Origin of the sequence: Nibrella saemangeumensis, assembly GCF_039541915.1 — a bacterium.
Lineage (GTDB): Bacteria > Bacteroidota > Bacteroidia > Cytophagales > Spirosomataceae > Nibrella > Nibrella saemangeumensis.
In genome coordinates this window covers 140,247-155,837 of sequence record NZ_BAABHD010000024.1, presented here as the reverse complement: position 1 = coordinate 155,837, position 15,591 = coordinate 140,247, and the positions used below count along the sequence as shown (strand labels likewise).

Genomic DNA, 15,591 nt, shown 5'->3' with positions numbered 1-15,591 from the left:
ACCAGTATTTCGCCGGACCTTTGTAGGGTCATTTAATACCTGAACGACTATGAAAAAGGCAAGTTATTGGCTCGTGTTGTTAACTTTTTGGGCTGGGGCTTCGTTCGGTCAAAAACTTACACTGGGCAAGCAGACGTTTGAATTAAAGAACGTTACGGGTTTGGTTATTGATTTTCAGGGCACCAAAGTCCTGAAAATCGAACGGGATTTGAAAGCTTTGCCATTCGATGTCAACCGCCTGGAAGCTACAGTCGACGAACCGACCTATGCCAAACTCACCGACCTTGATTTTGAGAACGGCACCATCGAGGTAAAGATGTACAGTCAGATTCAGAACCCATCGCCGTTTGCCAACGCGCAGGGATTTATTGGGGTAGCCTTCCGGATTAACGACAGCGACACGGCTTTTGAGTCGATTTACCTCCGGCCCCGCGTCGGACGGTCCGGCAATCAACTGTTCCGAAACCACACAGTGCAGTATTTTGCCTATCCAAACGCCAAGTTTGAAACGTTGCGAAAGAACTACCCCCCTGGTATGTACGAAGGCTCTGCCCCCGTCAATATTAACGAATGGATTACGATGCGGATTGAAGTCAATGGAGAAACCGCCGAGATGTTCATCAATGGGGCCAGATACTCAAGTTTCATTGTGGACAAAATGCTGGGTTCGACCCGAAAAGGAAGCATCGGCTTGTTTGTGGATATTGGCACAATTGGCTACTTCAAAGACTTGAAAGTGACGAAGAAGTCCTTAAAAGCAAAGCAGGTTGTAGCGGGTAAAAAGGAAGACGAGGTTTAAGTAAATTCCAGCGTCAATGAAAGCAGCGGTACTTTATGAACCTGGGAGTGCAGAAAACCTCGTCCTAGAAGACAGACCAATCCTCACACCGGCGGATGGATGGGTGTTGGTGCGGGTTCGCGCCTTTGGCCTGAATAGGTCCGAACTAATGACCCGCAAGGGCTTGTCGCCCAATGTCCGGTTCCCGCGTGTGCTGGGCATCGAGTGCGTGGGCGAGGTAGAATATGACCCCTCCGGTGAATACGCCAACGGTCAAAAGGTATTGGCGCTGATGGGCGGGATGGGCCGGAACTTCGATGGTAGCTACGCCGAGTATACCCTACTTCCTAAAAGGATGCTCCGTTCGTTCAGTAGCAAATTGCCCTGGGAGGTACTAGGAGCCATTCCCGAAATGTTTCAAACCGTGTATGGTTCGTTACATCCGGCCCTTGGTATTCAACCCGACGAAACGTTATTGATTCGCGGGGGTACCTCATCGGTGGGGATGCTGGCTACGCAACTGGCCAGTCAGGTCGGGCTGACGGTCATTGCAACTACCCGCAATCCGCAGAAAGTGCAGGCATTACAGAAACAGGGAGCCAGGCACGTCCTAATTGACAACGGGGCCTTGAATGAGCAGGTCCGGGCTATTTTTCCCGCCGGAGTGGACAAGGTACTGGAACTGGTCGGTACGTCAACGCTCAAAGACTCGCTAGCGTGCCTGAAACCCAGCGGCACCGGCTGCATGACGGGCATGTTGTCAGAAACCTGGTCGATTGCCGATTTTGCGCCGATGGAGTTTATTCCAGCTACGGTTCGGCTCACGGTTTATGACAGTGGCCAACTCACCAGCCCGACCGGGTTTTTTGAGGAGTTTATCCAGCGTGTAGAGGCTGGTCGGGTGAAGCTGGCCTTAAGCCAGGTGTTTACGTTAGACCAGATTGTGGTGGCTCACCAGTTTATGGAAAGCAACGCTGGAGCCGGTAAAATCGTGGTTGTTACGTAAGGTGAACTGTATAAGTTTAGGGAAATCTGATTGCTTCTTACCCAAAGACCGGCTAATTTCCACGCTATGTACGAGCAACTATTCACGTCTATTGCCGGAAAAGTAGGGGTAAGCCCGGAAGCGTTACAGCTATGCACGCGCTATTTTATGCCCAAAAAGCTCAGAAAACGGCAGTATCTGCTGCAGGAGGGTGATGTGTGCAACCGGCTGGCTTTTGTGGAGAAAGGTGCTCTGTACGCCTACTCACTGGATAGTAAGGGTTCCAGCCGGGTCATTCAGTTTGCGTTTGAAGGCTGGTGGATCGCCGATCTCTACAGCTTCTTTACCCAGGAACCCTCGTCCCTGCACATCGAAGCCCTGGAAGACAGCGAAGTCCTGCTGCTGGAGCGGGAGCAGCACCAGCGGCTGCTGGAGGAAGTACCGGCCTACGAAACCTACACTCGCATTCTCTACCAGAACGCCTACGTGGCCCTGCAACGGCGGGTGGAAGGGACACTGGGCCTAACGGCCGAAGAAAAATACGCCCGTCTGCTGGAACAGCATCCCGCTACCCTGCAACGGGTGCCCCTCCATCTGGTTGCTTCGTATTTGGGTGTTACGCCCGAAACCCTCAGCCGGATTCGCCGGCAACTGACGCCCTGAATGGCTTGCTATTTGTCAAGGGGCTTTTCTGTCATTTATCAAGGCGCAGGGGCTTGCCGCTGATGTACCCGTTAGGGTTGCAGAGTAGGCAGGACAACGTAGCCTTGATACTGGTTGCTCAGATTCCGATCCCTGCTGGTAAAACTCCCCCAAACGTGTAGATTGAGCGGCTTATTCACCAATTGCATACCTCATTTTACCTGTTCCTACTGCCTACTGGTTCTATAATCTCCCGATGGAACGCCACATTAACAGTTCTTCGCTGAAGCGGTTGGTGATGACCTCGCATTGTTCACTGATGCGCATGGTGGGCCGGGTTTTGAGGTTGTAGGCTGGCCAGGCGGGGGCATTCCTGGCGGCTGGTTTGCCGGTCTTCGCAAATGTTGTCCAGAGTTCGGCGAAGTTATGCGAGGCCGCAAACCGTTCGGGCCGATTGCCGCCAAAGAAGCTCTCTTTCGGCGCGGAGCCGTCGCGGGGCGGAATCTCATTGTTGAACTTGAACGAAATATCCATGGCGTGCGGAGTACCCATAGGGTAATCTGTGCCGGGAATCTTTTTTTCGGACTTGTAGCCGAAATTATAGAGATAAACCGGTGCCCCGTTCTGCTTTACCTTCTTTTCGGCAATGTCGACCGAACCCAGTCCCATCATGGTGATGGATGAAACGGCGACAAAAATTTCGGGGGCGGACGCGTTCGGGTTTGCGTTGCGGTAGGCCGCGATGATTTTGGGGGTGTCTTCCCCATATTGCGGGTCGAGTCTTTTCTGGAGGCCCTCAAAATCCAGTTTGGCAAATTCGGTGTCTTTGCGTTCCCAGGCGAAGAACGTGTATTCGTCTTCATTCCAGCCGACCAGCAGCGGTTTATTGCGCGATAGGGCCGGGGCCGCCGGATCAAACGGATGGTGAGGCAGCACAACCCCATCCACCACCGGGGCAAAACCGCCGGCTCTGCGGTCCATGAGTGGCTTTTTGTTGTTTTTCGCCACGAAGGGAGCGACCGACGGTAATTTGGCCTGGATAGTTAGCAGATCCGCAGCCGGTACCTCCAGCAGTTTTCGCCAGTCTTTGGGAGCAATGTTTAACTTGTTCAGCAGCATGGCCGTCGTTTCGGCGGCTACTTCTTTCGGTGTCATCCGGACGCCCGGCCCGCTTTCGATGGAGGCTTTGTTAAAATAAGGGGCCGCCGAAGGCATCGTGTACAGGCAGGAGGTCTTGGCACCCCCGCCCGACTCCCCGAAAATCATGACGTTGGCCGGGTCTCCGCCAAACCGGGCAATGTTGTCGTGTACCCATTTCAGGCCATCCACAATATCCAGCATCCCCATGTTGCCGGAACCGGCATAGTCTGAGCCGGCGAGTTCATCCAGATACAGGAAGCCTAGTAACCCTAACCGGTGGTTGGTCTGCACGACCACCACATCAAAATTGCGGGCTAAGTTGGACCCGTCCTGACTGGCGGATGCTCCTGACCCAATCACAAAGCCGCCCCCGTGGCTGTAGAACATGACCGGACGCTGCCGGTTGTCATTAGCCGGGGTCCAGACGTTCAGAAACAGGCAGTCTTCGGCGGGAGCCGGCTCATTGCGACGCGGAGCCTGAATCGCCGGCGGTCCCACCTGCAGGGTATCCCTTACCCCCGTCCAGGGTTCCAGGGGGGCAGGACGGCGAAATCGACGGTCGCCGGAGATTCTGCCGCCGTACGGAATACCTTTGAAGATATTCACCCCGTCCTGACGCGTCCCCCGGATACGGCCGTGGATAATCTCCGTTTCGGTAAACTCCGGCGGCCGGCCAGCCGACGAAAAACCAAACTGAGGTACGGAAAGCGCTGCAGTGGTCAGCGAAACTTGGGCTAAAAAAGCTCTTCGGTTTAGGGGAGTCATTGGCTAAAAGGGTGTAGGAACCAGGAAACGGTGCTCCTGCTGATGAAAAAAGTCTATCATTAATTTCCGTTCGATTTTTTAAAGATCAGGGGTACGGTTGCCCAATCGATCCCTTCCATGTCTACTAACTTTAATGACTTTACCATCTTGGCCGTAGTGGTTTTGTACTTTTGGAAGTGTGGTGTTTTTACGTGTTGCTCGTAAGCGGCTTTGCTAACGTATATCTCCAAAATCCTTACCTGTGTTTTATTCTCTTTTTGATACATCGGAAAGATGGCCATTACACCGGGCTCCAGTTTTACAGAGGCAGCCGCTTCTTCTGCCAGAATGGCTTTGTAGGCTTCCAGGTAATCCGGCTCTATGTCAATTTCCGCAATACGCACCATTGGGCGGGGTTGGACTAATTCGTTTTGCTGCGCCGAAGCGGTATGGTAACTCACTATTATAAAAACCAGGTTTAATAAAGAAATGAGCGATTTGCGTACTGCCATTTGCTTATTCAGGCTATGTTGGGGTAAATTCATGAGCTGCTATATGTTTGAAGTTATTTAATCAGCTTGATCTTTTCTAACCACTTCTTTATTTCTCTGCCCTGGCCTGCTTTTCTTTTTCGCCCTGCATCACAAAATAAATACCGTCTCGCTCCACTCCGCCTTTGATTGAAAAGCCTTCCAGTACTTTGCTGTTGGGGCAAAGCGCTTTTACGCTTTCAAAACTGCTTCCGATGCCGTAGCTCGCATTGGTATTAAAAGGTACAATGGTTTTCCGCTCAAATTATATTGCTTTAAAAAGCTTTTCATGGGTGGAGGCAGTTGCATGCTCCAGGTAGGGAATCCCACAAATATCACATCGTAGTTTTCAATGCTGTCAATCCTGGTTTTTAGCGGTGGCAGGACACCCGTTTCGTTTTCCCGCGCTACCTGGTCAACGGTGGCGCGGTAATTTTCCGGGTAGGGTGTTACCAGTTCAAGCGCTACCAGTTTACCCCCGACATGGGTAAGAATGATCTCCGCAATCGCCTTCGTATTGTTGGTGCGCGACAAATACACAATCAGAATTTTGCCGGGGTCTGCCGTAGAAGTCTCTATATCTCTTGTATCCTCTCTCTGGGATGAGGAGCAGGCTGAAACCAGAAGCAAAAAGGCCAAGAGGATGTGCATCATGATACCGGTTTGTGCTACTAATGCCTGATCGTATGGGTGTCCCGTACACTGCTAAAGGTCAGGGCTAACAATTTCCAGTCGTTCCCTTGTTTTTTATAGGTTTCGGTTACGGTAAATTCAGTCACTGCGTCAGCGCCCCGAACCACAGCTGTCAGCGTAATGCGGTTCCAAAGTACAGCAACGTCGTCAACGATTTCTACCGCTACATCGTGGACATCCGCTTTTTTGTACCAGATGCTTCCGGTTTTAATGATTTCAAGCTCCTCGGCCTTCTTCCAGGTACCACTCATATGGACAAATTTTGATTTATCGTGAAAGAGAGGAGCCAGCTTGTCCACATTCTTATCGGCCATCCACTGCCACTTTTGCCTGGATAGGTTCATGATTTCCTGCTCGGCTTGCGTGGGGTTGGCCTTAGCCGTACCTGCTTTGGGATCCTGAGCGAAGGCTGTATGCATACCTATCAGCAGGAAACACAGGATGAAAATAGATGCTTTCATAGAGCAGTTAATGTTAGGGGTTAAACGATTGGGAAAAGGTACGTTGATTCACACCTACAGCTATTGGCGTTAGTTCCTCGGCTGGTTAGTTGTCGGGTTATTTACTTTGACGGGCCTGGCCAGCCTTGAGAAAGAGAGTGAGCCCATCTTCCATTTGCCGTTTTGGTTGACATATACTTCCGTCACCATAAAGGGATTAACCACTTCATTGCCGCCCACTACGGCCACCAGGTCGATGTCATTTAACAGAATGGCGGTGTTACCAATCATATTCACCGTAACGGAATAAACCTCCGCTTTTTTGTAGTGTATCATTCCGGATTTGATGACCTCTAACTCCCGGCCCTTGCCCCAACTTCCTCCCATGTGAACAAACATGGATTTCTCATCGAATAAAGCGTCCAGCTTATCCACATTTTTGTCGGCCATCCACTGCCATTTTTCTTTGGAGAGATTGGTGACCTCCTGTTCCGCGTTGGTGGGGCTGTTCGTAGTAGCGCCTGCTTTTGGGGCCTGGGCAAAGGTTCCTTCTGTACCCATCAACAGCAAACACAAGCCCAATAGAGATACGTTTAACATTACTTTCATTTTTATTCTGAGTTAACGTTTGAGGTATTTGATTTTCCTTGCAGGGTGATGGCTAACGGTCAATTAATCGTTGATTCTGTTCAGAATACCGCCCACCCTGCACGTCAATCGTTGACAGGGCCTCGGTAATCTTGTTGAGGTCATCCGGGTTCAGTGTAATGGCCGCAGAACCGATGTTTTCTTCCAGCCGGTGCAATTTTGTAGTACCCGGAATGGGAATAATCCAGGGCTTTTGCGCCAGGAGCCAGGCCAGGGCTATTTGCGCAGCCGTGGCTGGCATTCCGGAGGCATTCCTCCCGTTTGCCATCCGGCCCAGCAGATCAACTAATGCCTGGTTGGCTTTCCGGTTCTCTTCCGAGAAGCGGGGAACCGTGTTTCGAAAATCACTCTTGTCAAAAGTGGTCGTCTCGTCAATTTTGCCGGTCAGGAACCCTTTGCCCAGCGGACTAAACGGCACAAAGCCAATGCCCAATTCCTCCAGGGTGGGCAGTATCTCTTCTTCAGGTTCGCGCCACCACAGCGAGTATTCACTTTGCAGGGCCGTAACCGGCAGCACCGCATGGGCCCGGCGAATGGTTTTTACGCCCGCTTCTGATAAACCAAAGTGTTTCACCTTACCTTCCTGAATTAACTCTTTCACGGCTCCCGCCACCTCTTCAATGGGTACATTCGGGTCGACGCGGTGTTGATAGAACAGGTCAATCACATCCGTTCTCAGCCGCTTGAGGGATGCTTCGGCAACGGCGCGGATGGTCGCAGGGCGACTGTCTACACCGGTTGTCACGCCGTTTTCGAGTTTGAAGCCAAACTTGGTGGCAATGACGACCTGATTACGGAACGGCTCTATGGCTTCGCCCAGTAGTTCTTCGTTGGTAAAGGGGCCGTAAACTTCGGCAGTATCAAAGAAGGTGACACCCTGTTCAAAGGCGGCCCGAATCAGTCTGATAGCATCTGCCTTGTCGGTGGCAGGGCCATACCCAATGCTCAGGCCCATACAACCCAGTCCCAGGGCTGATACCTCCAGGCCGCTTTTACCCAATGTTCTCTTTTCCATGATAAAATCTTAGGTTTTACTAGTCGTCTACGTTAAGAACACAAAGGTCCTGGTATGTTTTGATGTAGAGGGTATACAGATTACGGACATCTCTACCAATATTACAGGTTAGTGGATGATCACCCAGATTTAACTCTCCCCAATCAGTAATGGTGGTAGAACAATCCGTAATTCGTATACCACACGGACAACTAATTGGGTAGACCTTTGCATAGGAAAACAAATGCAGTCACCTTATCCATTGCCTTCAAGCTCATGCGTATCTCTTTCGTTAGTATGCTGGTTGGCTGGTTTTTAGGGTTTAACCAGCTTTACGCCCAAAAAAACCAGATGAATCAACCAACAACCCTGTCGCCCAGGCAGCAGGGTATTGTCGTCATTTCAGCCCTCACCGCCAAAGGAGACCTGCAAAAACTACAGCCGGCGCTGAACGCGGGACTGGAGGCTGATCTGACCGTCAACGAAATTAAGGAAGTGCTGGTCCACCTGTATGCGTACGCCGGCTTTCCCAGAAGTATCCGTGGGTTGCAGACGTTGATGACGGTGCTGGACGAGCGGAAGAAGAGGGGCATTACCGACAAAATGGGCCCGGAAGCCTCGCCGATCACCAGCAGCCAACCCAAGTACGAGCGCGGCAAAAAAGTCCTCGAACAACTGACCGGACAGCCGGAAACCGGCCCTAAGCGAGGCTATTCGGCGTTCAGTCCGGAGATTGACGTTTTCTTAAAAGAACACCTCTTTGCTGATATTTTCGAGCGTGACGTGCTCAGCTACGCCGACCGGGAACTGACCACCATTTCGGTGCTGACCAGCCTCGGGGGTGTCGAGCCGATGTTGCAAAGTCACCTGGGCATCGGTTTCCACGTGGGGCTGACCGAACCGCAACTCAGGCAGGCACTATCGCTGATTGAGACGGCCGTCGGCAAAGCAGAAGCTGACGCCGGGCGGGCAATTTTGGCGCAGGTTACCGCATCCAGGCGCTAAGTCGAAAAAGCATAAACAAGCAGTGTAACTAGCTGAACGATAGCTCCATGAAAAATAAAGCAATAGCGTGGGCATCTTCTGCCTTACTGGTCATGTTGATCTGTGTGGCCACTATCGCCCAAACTCCAGCTAAACCCATGGCAGAACCGGACCTTATTTTTCCGAAAGGACAGCGGGCACCGGCCACTAACTTTACCGGGACTGTCTGGGTGCAGCAATTGATTGAGCCCGACAGCGCCTTCAACATTCCGGTGGGTTATGTAACCTTCGAGCCGGGTGCCCGCTCGCACTGGCATAGCCATGCCGGTGGACAGGTATTGCTGGCGATGGGTGGCATTGGTTACTATCAGGAAAAGGGAAAGCCCATCCAGATCCTGCGGAAAGGCGATGCGGTGAAATGTCCCCCAAACGTACCGCATTGGCACGGCGCTTCCCCAACCGTCGAATTTAGGCAGGTAGCTATTATACCCAACACTGCAACAGGACGCGTGACCTGGTTGCAGCCGGTAACCGATACAGAATATAATACCTTATGATTTCAACACGTTTTACGGGGCTAATGCCTGCGCGAGAATAGCCGCAAACGTATCTTTCTGGGTTTTGTAATCCTTCTCGGTTACGCCTTCTACAAATTGCAGACGGGTAAACACGTGCCGGTCTGAGTCGATCAGCTGAACGTCAGGCGGACCACCGGTACTTAGTTTAACGCCTTTGTAAATCAGCACGGCACTGATGGGATCAGCCGCTGGGTCCTGTTTGGCCTTGTACACTGTCAGGCGGCTACCGGCGGGTAACGAAATGCCTTTTTCCAGGTCACGGCGCACCAGCGTCAGCAGTTTTTGTAACTGCTGAAGGGTTTCCTGGGGGCGAAAGTGATAGTATACCTTGTCTTCCTGAGCGGATTGCTTGGTATCAATATAACCCAGCATGGGCCCTAGCAGCGGCACTAAGGATAAGGTTTTGTCGGAAGGAATAACAATGGGGTCTACCAGAATAAAATTGCGGGGAGGAAGATGGCGTGTAAAATAGCCGGATGATACCAACTCCAGTAGTAAAGGACCGCTGGTGGAAGAGCCCAGTAAGCTGATATTTTTATAGCCGGCTTTTTCCAGCCGTTCGTATTCGGCGGTGATGGCTTCCTGCCAGTCGCGCCAGGTGGACTTCTTAAACTCTTCGTACGTGCGGCCGTGCCCGCCCAGGAGTACCTGGGAGAGATAGACGTCGGTTCGGTTACCCAGCCAGGTGCGAAACTCATCCCACTCGAACGTGGTAGCCGTATAACCGTGACAGGCAATAATAACGGGCGTATTAGCCTGAGCGGGAGTTGGCGTGGGTATGGCCCGCGAAACGAGGTATTTTTCCGGCTGATAGAGGGAGGGATCAAACAAGGTACCACCGTCGAGCATGTCCTCGGTAATGGCCGGTTCTTTGGAACAGGCCACGGTAAGGCACAGGATTAAGCATATAGCTGTAAAGACTTTCATCGTGTTATTTCTTTAAGATATTCCACAGGAGACTGGTTTGAACAAAGACCGGATAGAGGGTTCCGGGCCCCGACATACCATTTCCCGCCGTTAGGTTATAGCCCAGACTACCCGTTAACTTCAGGGGTGAACGAGGACTGTAGCATAAACCAAATTCAGGCGATGCCAGCAGGCCGCTGTGTGGCAGGCTATTAAAAAGATCGCTGCCCAGGTCGGCGCTGAAATACCCAACATTGAACCGGACCAGGGGCCGGATATGCCGCTGTGGCCTGAACATATAGGTACCGGATACCAGATAGTTGTCCTGCTTAATGGCATTGGAGCGAAACGCCGAACCCAAGCGGGACGTAACATAACTGACGCCAACGTAAAGCCGCTGCCCCGCTAATCTGGGATTAGTATATTGCAGAGTCAGGCCGTTCTCGTAGTAAAGACCAATTGACTTTTGCAGCCGGATACCAGCATCAAGTACGGCACCTTGGGCGGATTTTTCCTGAGCCCATGCGGTGCTGGTGAACAGACCGACGAGCACGGCCATGAATAAGCCGGTTCGTTGGTGGAGGGACTGGAGAATATAGGGCAAAGGGCCGGATAAAGAATTGGAGCGGAGGTGATGTATAAACAGGTGATCTATAAACATTCGTATGGTATCAGGATGAACAGGTATAATTCATTCATTGGCAGGCTGCTTTTTGGCGGCTCTAATGTAACACTTTCCCATGTTAGCACAATAGCCCGCTCATACCGCAAGGTTTTTAGTAAGCGGTCAACGGGAAGACATATTGCGTGTGGGTGCCTAATTAGGTTTGGTGAGACGCATACGATGATGCCGGACAATGCCGGCATGGTATACAGATTACGGATTGTCCTACCACTTTTACTGATTCGGGTTGGGTTGACCCTTGGGAAAGGAATGAAGTCGTAATTTTGAGATAGTTAAAACAGGAGTGATATGGATAGCCTGCGTCGGTTTGAGACCATAAGTGATTACAACGCATTTAACAATGCGGAGACCCGGCACCCGCTGGTGAGTGTCATTGATCTGTCGAAGGCAAACCCAAGGCAGGCTTCCAGCATGTACTTTGGTTTTTATACCGTCTTTCTAAAAGAGGTGAAATGCGGGGATTTGCGATATGGCCGCCATACTTACGACTACCAGGAAGGAACGCTGGTGTTCATTGGCCCCGGACAGGTAGTTACCGTTGACAGCCCTGGCGAAACGTATCAGCCCAAAGGCTACGCTTTGGTCTTTCATCCGGATCTGATCCATGGTACGGGCCTGGGCCGGCATATTCAGGATTACTCCTTCTTCGGCTACCAATCCAATGAAGCCCTTCACTTATCCGAACGGGAAAGAAAAATGGTCATGGATTGTTTTACGAAGATTGACTACGAACTGGAGCATGCCGTCGACAAGCATAGCAAACGATTAATCGTCTCCAACATCGAACTGCTGCTGAACTATTGCGTCCGCTTCTACGACCGCCAGTTTATTACCCGCGATACTGCCCACAAAGGCATTATCGAACGGTTTGAGGCCTTACTGAACGACTATTTTCAATCGGAGAAACCCCAAACGAATGGGTTGCCTTCGGTGGCCTGGTGTGCCGATCAGTTGAATTTATCGGCCAACTATTTCGGCGATCTGGTGAAAAAAGAAACCGGCCGGTCTGCCCAGGAGTACATCCAGTCCCGGCTGATTGAGGTAGCCAAAGAAAAGATCTTTGACCCCGGCAAAACGATCAACGAGGTTGCCTTTGAACTGGGCTTTAAATACCCGCAGCACTTTAGCCGCCTGTTTAAAGAACGGGTAGGCCAATCGCCTAATGAATACAGGACCCTCCATTACCATGACAATTAATGAAGCTTGTCTGTTCAGGGGCTTAAAGCGAATGAAAATTTTAAAACGATCGTTGTAACATACTGACCCTTCTAAAACCACTGTCTGATGGCAAAATACAATCTAAAGATTAACGGGAAAGTCCGGCCGGTAGAGGTGGACCCCGCCACACCTATGCTTTGGGTGCTGCGCGACCACCTGGATCTGGTGGGTACCAAATATGGCTGCGGCATGGCCCAGTGTGGAGCCTGTACCGTCCACCTGAATGGCAACGCTGTTCGCTCCTGCCAGTTACCTGTTTCGGCAGCCGCCGGTCAGGAAATCACCACCATTGAAGGCTTATCGGCAACGGGCGACCATCCCGTGCAGAAAGCCTGGCTCGAACACGATGTCGCCCAGTGCGGCTATTGCCAGGCCGGACAAATCATGAGTGCCGTGTCGTTGCTCAAGTCCAATCCGAACCCCAGCGACGAGGATATTCAGGCTTTCATGAGCGGCAATATCTGCCGGTGTGGTACCTACACGCGGGTTAGAGCAGCCATCAAAGCGGCAGCTCAGAAATAGCCCGTTCCATGCTCACTCACCTGCCCTTCCAATCATCAATAGACCCTGAACATGGCAAACGCTAAAAATACATATAACCGCCGTTCCTTCTTAAAGGCTTCTCTGCTGTCGGGCGGGGGCCTGATGCTCAGCGTTAGCTGGCTATCCAGCGCGAAGGCCGCCGATAAACTGGAAGCCTTGAACCTGCCTCCGCAATGGACCGAACTCAACGGCTACATTCAGATTACGCCCGATAACGTTATCAAACTCATCTGTCCGAACCCGGAGTTTGGTCAGAACGTAATGACCTCGCTACCCATGATGGTGGCCGAAGAACTGGATGCCGACTGGAGAAACGTGGTCGTTGAAATGGGCCCCCACGATAACACCAAATTAGGTCCGCAGTTTACGGGTGGGAGTAACTCCATTCGCATGTACTGGAAACCACTGCGGGAAGCCGGGGCAGCCGCCCGTCAGATGCTGCGCCAGGCAGCCGCCCAAAGCTGGAATGTACCAGTCGATGAGGTGACCACCAAAGCAGGTGTGTTGCAACATTCAAGCGGAAAATCGGCAAAATACGGTGAAATGGCCAGTAAAGCGGCTACCCTGCCTGTGCCGAAAGGCATGAAACTGAAAGCCCCGAAGGATTTTACGATTGTCCGCAACTCCAAAAAGAATGTCGAGGGGTTGAAGGTCGTAACCGGCAAGCCGTTGTTTGGACTGGATTATCGGGCCGACGGTATGTTGATTGCCATGATTCAGCATCCACCCGCCTTCGGCATGAAGCTGAAATCGTTCGATGCATCGCAAACCCTCAAAATGCCGGGCATCAAAGAGGTTTTCAGCCTGAAACTGTACGAAGACGGTTTCGAGCAGGCCGGTTTTGATACCCGTACGTTCAACGATCTGCTGGTCGTAGTAGGCAAAACGACCTGGGAGGTCATGAATGCCCGCAAAAAGCTGATTGCTCAGTGGGAGCCTGCCGGTGATACCAAAGATATTATGGCCGGTCGGGACGGTAAACGGGAGGTTGTGGTGCCGGGAGCGCTTGAAAGTACCAGCGCCCAACTCGAAAAAATGCAGGAGTGGGCCAAGAAGCCGGCGCAGCAATTACGGAAAGACGGCGACCCCGAAACGGCGTTCAAAAACGCAGCTCAGGTTATCGAGCGCACCTACACGGCCCCGTTTCTGGCCCATAACTGCATGGAGCCGATGAACTTCTTCGCCCATGTTACAGCGGAGAAAGCGCTGTTGGTCGGTCCGGTGCAGGCACCGGGCTGGGTAGAACCGACACTGTCCAGAATCTTAAACCTGCCGGCCGACAAGATAGACATTCAGATGACCCGCATGGGTGGCGGCTTTGGTCGCCGGGCGTACGGCCAATACCTCTACGAAGCGGCTCTGATTTCCCAGAAAGCCAAAGCGCCCATCAAGCTCATCTACACCCGCGAAGATGACATGACGTACGGCATCTATCGTCCCATGTACACGGCCACGTACCGGGCGGCTTTGGATGCTAATAAGAACCTGATTGCCTTCCACGTGAAAGGGGGCGGTATACCCGAGCATCCGATTCATGCCAACCGGTTCCCGGCCGGCGCCGTGGATAACTACCTGGCCGAAGGCTGGCAGATTCCGTCCAATATTACCATTGGTGCATTCCGGGCTCCGCGCTCCAACTTCAACGCAGCCGCCGAACAATCGTTTCTGGATGAAGTGGCCGAAGCGATGGGTAAAGACCCCATTGAACTGCGGCTGGACCTGCTGAAACGGGCCAAGGAAAATCCGGTGGGCAAAAACAACGAGTATGATCCCGACCGGTACGCGAGTGTCCTTACGCTGGTACGCGACAAGTCGAACTGGAACAAGCCTGGCGTGGCGACGCCCGGAAGTGAGAAATACAGCCGGGGGGTGGCCGCTTATTTCTGCCATAACTCCTATGCCGCCCACGTGGTGGATATGGTCACCCGCAACGGGCAGCCGTATGTGGAGCGGGTATTCAGTGCCATCGATTGCGGTATCGTGGTGAATCCCGATGCGGCAAAGAATATGGTCGAGGGCGCGGTGGTCGATGGTATCGGTAACGCGTTCTACGGGGCCCTGACGCACAAAAACGGGGCTGCCGAGCAAACCAACTTCCACAATTACCGCATGATCCGGAATAACGAAGCGCCCCAGAAAATTGAGGTTTACTTTGTAGAAAACGACATTGATCCAACCGGTCTGGGCGAACCGCCTTTTCCGCCGGTGTTTGGCGCGGTAGCCAATGCGCTCTATAAGTCAACCGGCAAACGCTTTTACAAGCAGCCGTTTGCGGACCAGTTGATTAAATCGTAAGGCAACGTTTAGGGTACCCTCAAGTGTTGGGTGTTCTCCGTATGTTAGTAACAGGCACGGCGGCTACTTGGTAGCCGCCGTGTTTTTTAGTGGAGATAACTATAGTGCGGCAGGAGCTATCAGTAAGGAGTTTGACCTGTCCAGACGTATCTGTTGTGTTGCGCAGGTTGTTAAATCAGGCGTTAAGCATCTGCGCTTCAAGGACCTGGTGTGGCTTTATGGGCTCGGGCGCTCCTTCAAAGTGTTTGTACTTGCCCAGCAGCCGTCCAAGCTGATACGTCAGGGGCATAATTACTTTACGCACAAAGCGGGGAATCTCCAGCATATCGTACTCACTGGCATACCGGGTGAGCAGGTAGGCCGCATCAAAGATCTCCGGCTGGGGCTTGCCCGACTTTTTCTGGGCCTCAAAGATGCTCGTCAGGAAAAAGACAATGGTGTTGGTCGGCTTAATCCAGGAACTGCAGTGGAGGGTTTCTGTGCCGGCATTCCAGAACCGGTGCGGTACGCCCCGTTTAAAGACGATGCTCTCGCCCGGTCCGGCAAACCGCTCGGGCTGTCCTAGAGTCTGGTAGCCAATCCGGCCGTTAAGTACGGTAAAGCCTTCGTCCTGAAGCCAATGCACGTGCATCGGTGGGCCGATGGTTGGTGCTACAAAATTTTCGCCAACAAGGCGGTCGCCGTCGGGTTCTTCAATAAGGCGTAGAAAGGTAAGCGTTTCCCCGTTGCCGTTTTCGATTGTGTGTGGAAGTGGATAGTTCATGTTGTTTATTGTTCTAAGTTTAAGA

Annotated in this window: 17 protein-coding genes; 8 read left to right on the top strand and 9 right to left on the bottom strand. The window is 52.2% G+C overall.

Features of this window, described 5'->3' with window-relative positions:
• Positions 1-49 precede the first annotated feature (49 nt).
• From ABD949_RS10655 to ABD949_RS10645, 3 genes are all read left to right on the top strand, one after another.
• A complete protein-coding gene (locus tag ABD949_RS10655) occupies positions 50-799 on the top strand; it encodes a LamG domain-containing protein (protein ID WP_345243290.1) in 750 nt (249 codons plus the stop codon).
• Positions 800-815: 16 nt separating this feature from the next.
• On the top strand, positions 816-1,784 hold the full coding sequence (locus ABD949_RS10650) for a zinc-binding alcohol dehydrogenase family protein (RefSeq protein ID WP_345243288.1): 969 nt from the start codon (positions 816-818) through the stop codon (positions 1,782-1,784).
• 66 nt (positions 1,785-1,850) lie between these two features.
• Positions 1,851-2,426 carry a Crp/Fnr family transcriptional regulator gene (locus ABD949_RS10645; RefSeq protein ID WP_345243286.1) on the top strand — a complete coding sequence of 192 codons (576 nt, stop codon included), beginning with the start codon at positions 1,851-1,853 and terminating at the stop codon, positions 2,424-2,426.
• Between the two features lie 222 nt (positions 2,427-2,648).
• Here the strand turns inward: ABD949_RS10645 and ABD949_RS10640 are convergent, their stop codons facing one another.
• The 6 genes from ABD949_RS10640 to ABD949_RS10615 form a co-directional block, all read right to left on the bottom strand.
• Positions 2,649-4,310, bottom strand: a complete 1,662-nt coding sequence (locus ABD949_RS10640) for a carboxylesterase/lipase family protein (protein ID WP_345243284.1) — start codon at positions 4,308-4,310, stop codon at positions 2,649-2,651.
• Between the two features lie 59 nt (positions 4,311-4,369).
• The gene (locus ABD949_RS10635) at positions 4,370-4,750 is read right to left on the bottom strand and encodes a putative quinol monooxygenase (protein WP_345243282.1); all 381 of its coding nucleotides are present in this window, start codon (positions 4,748-4,750) and stop codon (positions 4,370-4,372) included.
• 261 nt (positions 4,751-5,011) lie between these two features.
• Positions 5,012-5,473, bottom strand: coding sequence for a flavodoxin family protein (locus ABD949_RS10630; protein WP_345243279.1), 462 nt, complete (start codon positions 5,471-5,473; stop codon positions 5,012-5,014).
• A 17-nt stretch (positions 5,474-5,490) separates the two neighbouring features.
• Complete coding sequence (locus ABD949_RS10625) at positions 5,491-5,973, bottom strand: nuclear transport factor 2 family protein (RefSeq protein WP_345243277.1); 483 nt, start codon at positions 5,971-5,973, stop codon at positions 5,491-5,493.
• Between the two features lie 69 nt (positions 5,974-6,042).
• Positions 6,043-6,561 carry a nuclear transport factor 2 family protein gene (locus ABD949_RS10620; RefSeq protein WP_345243275.1) on the bottom strand — a complete coding sequence of 173 codons (519 nt, stop codon included), beginning with the start codon at positions 6,559-6,561 and terminating at the stop codon, positions 6,043-6,045.
• A gap of 52 nt (positions 6,562-6,613) precedes the next feature.
• Entirely contained in the window at positions 6,614-7,615 is a 1,002-nt protein-coding gene (locus ABD949_RS10615) for an aldo/keto reductase (protein ID WP_345243273.1), read from the bottom strand.
• A gap of 255 nt (positions 7,616-7,870) precedes the next feature.
• On the opposite strand from ABD949_RS10615, the gene ABD949_RS10610 reads away from it, so the two are divergent.
• Positions 7,871-8,599 carry a carboxymuconolactone decarboxylase family protein gene (locus ABD949_RS10610; protein WP_345243271.1) on the top strand — a complete coding sequence of 243 codons (729 nt, stop codon included), beginning with the start codon at positions 7,871-7,873 and terminating at the stop codon, positions 8,597-8,599.
• A 47-nt stretch (positions 8,600-8,646) separates the two neighbouring features.
• Positions 8,647-9,135: a cupin domain-containing protein gene (locus tag ABD949_RS10605; RefSeq protein WP_345243270.1), complete on the top strand. Its 489-nt coding sequence runs from the start codon at positions 8,647-8,649 to the stop codon at positions 9,133-9,135.
• Positions 9,136-9,147: 12 nt separating this feature from the next.
• Here the strand turns inward: ABD949_RS10605 and ABD949_RS10600 are convergent, their stop codons facing one another.
• Positions 9,148-10,083 (bottom strand): alpha/beta hydrolase, encoded by a 936-nt coding sequence (locus ABD949_RS10600; protein WP_345243268.1) that lies wholly within the window; start codon positions 10,081-10,083, stop codon positions 9,148-9,150.
• Between the two features lie 4 nt (positions 10,084-10,087).
• The gene (locus tag ABD949_RS10595; protein ID WP_345243266.1) at positions 10,088-10,621 is read right to left on the bottom strand and encodes a hypothetical protein; all 534 of its coding nucleotides are present in this window, start codon (positions 10,619-10,621) and stop codon (positions 10,088-10,090) included.
• Between the two features lie 414 nt (positions 10,622-11,035).
• Between ABD949_RS10595 and ABD949_RS10590 the strand changes: the two genes are divergently transcribed.
• The 3 genes from ABD949_RS10590 to ABD949_RS10580 all read left to right on the top strand — a co-directional run bounded on the left by ABD949_RS10590 (position 11,036) and on the right by ABD949_RS10580 (position 14,803).
• Positions 11,036-11,944: a helix-turn-helix domain-containing protein gene (locus ABD949_RS10590; protein WP_345243264.1), complete on the top strand. Its 909-nt coding sequence runs from the start codon at positions 11,036-11,038 to the stop codon at positions 11,942-11,944.
• Between the two features lie 87 nt (positions 11,945-12,031).
• Complete coding sequence (locus ABD949_RS10585; RefSeq protein ID WP_345243262.1) at positions 12,032-12,487, top strand: (2Fe-2S)-binding protein; 456 nt, start codon at positions 12,032-12,034, stop codon at positions 12,485-12,487.
• Between the two features lie 51 nt (positions 12,488-12,538).
• Entirely contained in the window at positions 12,539-14,803 is a 2,265-nt protein-coding gene (locus tag ABD949_RS10580) for a xanthine dehydrogenase family protein molybdopterin-binding subunit (protein ID WP_345243260.1), read from the top strand.
• A gap of 175 nt (positions 14,804-14,978) precedes the next feature.
• Here the strand turns inward: ABD949_RS10580 and ABD949_RS10575 are convergent, their stop codons facing one another.
• Complete coding sequence (locus ABD949_RS10575; protein ID WP_345243259.1) at positions 14,979-15,566, bottom strand: cupin domain-containing protein; 588 nt, start codon at positions 15,564-15,566, stop codon at positions 14,979-14,981.
• Positions 15,567-15,591: the final 25 nt, after the last annotated feature.

What these genes read in the sequence shown, in the direction of transcription:
- ABD949_RS10645 (WP_345243286.1), top strand. Translation starts at nt 1,851, where the DNA reads ATGTACGAGCAACTATTCACGTCTATTGCCGGAAAAGTAGGGGTAAGC.
- ABD949_RS10600 (WP_345243268.1), bottom strand. Translation starts at nt 10,083, where the DNA reads ATGAAAGTCTTTACAGCTATATGCTTAATCCTGTGCCTTACCGTGGCC.
- ABD949_RS10595 (WP_345243266.1), bottom strand. Translation starts at nt 10,621, where the DNA reads ATGGCCGTGCTCGTCGGTCTGTTCACCAGCACCGCATGGGCTCAGGAA.
- ABD949_RS10615 (WP_345243273.1), bottom strand. Translation starts at nt 7,615, where the DNA reads ATGGAAAAGAGAACATTGGGTAAAAGCGGCCTGGAGGTATCAGCCCTG.
- ABD949_RS10585 (WP_345243262.1), top strand. Translation starts at nt 12,032, where the DNA reads ATGGCAAAATACAATCTAAAGATTAACGGGAAAGTCCGGCCGGTAGAG.
- ABD949_RS10580 (WP_345243260.1), top strand. Translation starts at nt 12,539, where the DNA reads ATGGCAAACGCTAAAAATACATATAACCGCCGTTCCTTCTTAAAGGCT.
- ABD949_RS10575 (WP_345243259.1), bottom strand. Translation starts at nt 15,566, where the DNA reads ATGAACTATCCACTTCCACACACAATCGAAAACGGCAACGGGGAAACG.
- ABD949_RS10650 (WP_345243288.1), top strand. Translation starts at nt 816, where the DNA reads ATGAAAGCAGCGGTACTTTATGAACCTGGGAGTGCAGAAAACCTCGTC.
- ABD949_RS10625 (WP_345243277.1), bottom strand. Translation starts at nt 5,973, where the DNA reads ATGAAAGCATCTATTTTCATCCTGTGTTTCCTGCTGATAGGTATGCAT.
- ABD949_RS10620 (WP_345243275.1), bottom strand. Translation starts at nt 6,561, where the DNA reads ATGAAAGTAATGTTAAACGTATCTCTATTGGGCTTGTGTTTGCTGTTG.
- ABD949_RS10655 (WP_345243290.1), top strand. Translation starts at nt 50, where the DNA reads ATGAAAAAGGCAAGTTATTGGCTCGTGTTGTTAACTTTTTGGGCTGGG.
- ABD949_RS10630 (WP_345243279.1), bottom strand. Translation starts at nt 5,473, where the DNA reads ATGATGCACATCCTCTTGGCCTTTTTGCTTCTGGTTTCAGCCTGCTCC.
- ABD949_RS10590 (WP_345243264.1), top strand. Translation starts at nt 11,036, where the DNA reads ATGGATAGCCTGCGTCGGTTTGAGACCATAAGTGATTACAACGCATTT.
- ABD949_RS10610 (WP_345243271.1), top strand. Translation starts at nt 7,871, where the DNA reads ATGCGTATCTCTTTCGTTAGTATGCTGGTTGGCTGGTTTTTAGGGTTT.
- ABD949_RS10605 (WP_345243270.1), top strand. Translation starts at nt 8,647, where the DNA reads ATGAAAAATAAAGCAATAGCGTGGGCATCTTCTGCCTTACTGGTCATG.
- ABD949_RS10640 (WP_345243284.1), bottom strand. Translation starts at nt 4,310, where the DNA reads ATGACTCCCCTAAACCGAAGAGCTTTTTTAGCCCAAGTTTCGCTGACC.